The following is a 3,881-nucleotide window of genomic DNA, read 5'->3' as shown; positions in this document are numbered from 1 at the left end:
GGCGGGGGCCGCCTCGTGGCGATCGAGCAAAATCCAGTCGTTGAGGGTCTTCATGGTGCCTCCCTGGCAATGGGGATATAAAAGCGGGGCCATCCCGGCCCCGCTTTTGTTCGTTTTATTAAACGAGGTTGTGCATAACTTAAACGATGCACATTCCCTTGCCAAGAGTCCTTGCCAAGGGCCGCTAGCCGCAGGATCAGAGCGGCTGCAAGCGGCGGATCACATGGCGGGCAAAGCCGCTGCCCGCTTCGTTGTAGACGTTGAACACCGCATCCACCCCCTGCTCCTGCAAGGAGGCGATATCATCCTCGAAGCGGACGATGGCGGCGATCTTGCCGTTGAACCCATGGCTGCGCAGCTTCTCGATGGCGTAGAGATTCCCCGAGTGGTGGGGCATCGCCAGCAGCACCAGATTGACCTGATTGGAGAGCAGCACCTTGTCCCAGAAGTCGGTATCGGTGGCATCCCCCTCGATGACGTTCATCCCCTGGGCGCGCAGGGTGGGCAGCTTCTCGCTGTCGTTCTCCACCCCGAGGATGACGTTGCCGTACTTGTTCTCCAGCTCGAAGTAGGCCCCCTGACCGATCCGTCCCATGCCGAGGATGATCACCTCGGCATCGCCCAATTCGATGGGTCTGTCTTCCGGATGGAGGTTGCTCGCCTGCAATCCTCGCAGCCAGTGGCCGATGCGGTGATAAATACGTTCGCTTTGGGCATTGAGGGGGGCGGAGATCATAAAGCTCGCCGCCAGCGCCAGCGAGACCGCCACCAGCCACTCGTGGGAGAGCCAGCCCGCCTTGGCGGCAATGGCCGCGACGATCAGGCCAAACTCCGAGAAGTTGGTGAGCGCCAGGGTAGAGAGCAGGGCGGTACGCACCCTAAGGTGGGCGCCGCTGTAGACCAGATAGTAGAGGACACTTTTGAGCGGCAGGGCCAGCACCAGCGCCAGTGCCAGCAGCATGGTGTCGTGGGTCGGCAGGCCGTTGAGGCCGATGGTGAGAAAGAAGCAGACCAGAAAGAGGTCTTTGAGGTTGAAGAGCGCCTTTGCAAGCCCTGCCGCAGCCGGATGAGAGGCGAGCAGCATGCCGATGATAAGGGCTCCCAGATCTGGCTTGAGGCCGACCACTTCAAAACCGGCGGCCCCGACCACCAGCGCCAGAAAGACTCCGAACAGCACCTGCAGCTCGCCGTGACCGGCCCGCTCCAGCAGCTTGAACAGCAGCGGGCGCAGCAGCGGTAATCCCAGCACCCAGAGTGCCCAGATACTGGGCCATTTGCCGCTGGAGAAGGCCAGAAATGCCACTGCGAATACATCCTGCATGACCAGCACCCCGATGGCGATGCGGGCGTAGAGGGCATTCATGTCGCTGCGATCTTCCAGCACCTTGACCGCGAAGACGGTGCTGGAGAAGGAGAGGGCAAAGCCCAGCAGCAGCGCCAGTTTCCAGTCCAGCGAGAGGGCAAGTTCAAGCCCCAGTCCCTTGCAGACCAGCAGCACCACGGTAAAGAGCAGGGTGGAGAGCAGCAGATGCAGGCTGGTGGTGCCCCACACATCGCGCCGCATCAGGGTCTTGATATTGAGCTTGAGGCCGATGGTGAACAGCAGCAGGGTGACGCCGAGATCGGCCACCTCGCTCAGGGCGGGGGTATTTTCATATCCCATGCCGTTGAGGATAAAACCGGCGGCCAGAAAGCCGAGCAGGGGAGGCAGGCCAATCAGATTGACTACCATGCCGCAACCAAAAGCCACGGCGATCAGAATGGGTTCCATAACAGATCCTGCAAGGGCAGGAGAGACCTGCCCTGTTTAACGCTTGGGTGGTGATTAGACGATATCGATGTCGACCACGGAGTCGAAAATATGGTTCGGCCGAAACGGCATGCGGTCGATATCGGCGACCTTGCTCACCCCGGAGAGCACCAGCACCGTCTCGAGACCGGCCTGAAAGCCCGCCAGAATGTCGGTGCGCAGGTTGTCGCCGATGATGATGGTGTCGTCGGAATGGGCCTCCATCCGGTTGAGCGCCGCACGGATGATCCAGGCGCTTGGCTTGCCGACATAGAACGGCTTCTTGCCGGTCATCCGCTCGATGGGGGCGCACAGGGCGCCGCAGGCCGGGTGCATCATGGGGCCGTGGGTATCGGGGTTGGTGGCGATAAAGCGGGCCCCCTGATCGACGAACTTGGCCCCCTGTTGCATCATCGTCCAGTTGTAGTTGCGGGTCTCGCCCACTACCACGAAGTCGGGGTCTATGTCGGTGATGGTGAAACCGGCCTTGTAGAGCTCGTGGGTCAGCGCCCCTTCACCGATCACATAGGCCTTCTTGCCATCCTGACGCTTGAGGAAGTCGGCGGTGCCCATGGCGGAGGTATAGAAGCACTCCTCCGGCACTTCGATCCCGGCGGAGCGGAAGCGGTTTTGCAGATCTTTCTGGGTCTGGGCCGGGTAGTTGGTGAGGAACAAGAGCTTGCTGCCCTGCTCCAGCAGGCGATGGACGAAACGGTCGGCACCGGGGATGAGATCGTTGTTGTGCAGGATGACACCGTCGATATCGCAGATGACGTTCTTCTTCATGAAAACTCCTTGTCAGGGCGCAGGCGAGCCGCCAATCGTTAAGATGTTCAATCATTTATGATTTTTGTGACGCCATTATAAGTCTGTTTGATGACAAGTCTCCCCTGTCTCGCCACTTCGGTGCACAATAAAGCTGCCGTCGGGTCAGTCTGGTGGAGGGGCTGACGCCGGATCACTTTGCTGATGGAGCCGTCGCTATGGACACCCCGATTTCCAAGCCTGTCACACCCGAACACCTCACCGCCGCGCAATTTATCGCCGGACTGCCGAAACTGGAGCTGCACCTGCATATCGAGGGCAGCCTCGAACCCGAGTTGATGTTTGAGCTGGGCCGCCGCAACGGTGTGCCACTGCCCTGGCCCGACGTGGCCAGCGTGCGCGCCGCCTATGACTTTGACTGCCTGCAATCCTTTCTCGACCTCTACTATCGCGGCGCCAGCGTGCTGGTGACCGAGCAGGACTTCTTCGACCTCACCTGGGCCTATCTGGCGCGTTGCGCTGCCGACAAGGTGGTGCATGTGGAGATCTTCTTCGACCCGCAGACCCACACTGCCCGCGGTATCCCCTTTGCGACTGTGCTGAGTGGTATCGAGCGGGCACTGCAGACCGGGGAGAAGGAGTTTGGCATCAGCTGGCGCCTTATCATGAGCTTTTTGCGCCACCTCAGTGAAGAGGATGCCTTTGCGACGTTGGAAGAGGCTATGCCCTTCTTGTCACGCATTCACGGCATCGGCCTCGACTCGGGGGAGCAGGGCAATCCGCCCACTAAATTTGCCCGGGTCTTTGCCCGCTGCCGCGAGTTGGGGCTGCCGGTGGTGGCCCACGCCGGTGAAGAGGGGCCTGCCGACTACATCTGGCAGGCGATCAACGAGTTGCAGGTGCGGCGTATCGATCACGGGGTGCGCTCGGCCGACGATCCCGAGCTGCTGGGCTATCTGGCGGATACCCGGCTGCCGCTCACCGTCTGCCCACTCTCCAACACAAGACTCAAGGTGTTCGGCGATATGGCCCAGCACAATGTGTTGCGGCTGCTGGAGCAGGGGCTCTGCGTCACCATCAACTCGGACGACCCCGCCTACTTTGGTGGCTATATGAATGCCAACTTTGTGGCGCTGGCCGATGGCCTTGGCGCGACTCTGAGCCAGCTCTGCCGCTTGTCGCTCAATGCGGTGGAGGCGAGCTGGCTAAGCTTGGCCGACAAGGCGCGGCTGACCCGGGAGATCCGCAGTTATGCCGAGGCTCACGGCGTGATCCTGCATTGAGTCAGGAGCCAATGAAGTCGAGATGACATGCACTATATAAAGAG

The 3,881-nt window shown here is 60.7% G+C and carries 3 protein-coding genes; 1 reads left to right on the top strand and 2 read right to left on the bottom strand.

Features of this window, described 5'->3' with window-relative positions; translation table 11 throughout:
• Positions 1 to 196: 196 nt before the first annotated feature.
• Together DBR30_RS01340 and DBR30_RS01335 are read right to left on the bottom strand one after the other, a co-directional pair.
• Positions 197 to 1,771 carry a cation:proton antiporter family protein gene (locus tag DBR30_RS01340; RefSeq protein ID WP_005344770.1) on the bottom strand — a complete coding sequence of 525 codons (1,575 nt, stop codon included), beginning with the start codon at positions 1,769 to 1,771 and terminating at the stop codon, positions 197 to 199.
• Positions 1,772 to 1,825: 54 nt separating this feature from the next.
• Entirely contained in the window at positions 1,826 to 2,575 is a 750-nt protein-coding gene (locus DBR30_RS01335; protein WP_005337281.1) for an HAD-IIA family hydrolase, read from the bottom strand.
• 197 nt (positions 2,576 to 2,772) lie between these two features.
• Here DBR30_RS01335 and DBR30_RS01330 point away from each other — a divergent pair, with 197 nt between their 5' ends.
• Entirely contained in the window at positions 2,773 to 3,837 is a 1,065-nt protein-coding gene (locus DBR30_RS01330) for an adenosine deaminase (RefSeq protein ID WP_108540156.1), read from the top strand.
• Positions 3,838 to 3,881: the final 44 nt, after the last annotated feature.

The organism is Aeromonas sp. HMWF017, assembly GCF_003061465.1.
Taxonomy (GTDB): Bacteria; Pseudomonadota; Gammaproteobacteria; order Enterobacterales; family Aeromonadaceae; genus Aeromonas; species Aeromonas veronii.
The sequence above is the reverse complement of the archived record's forward strand: the minus strand, read 5'-3'. Positions and strand labels throughout refer to the sequence as shown.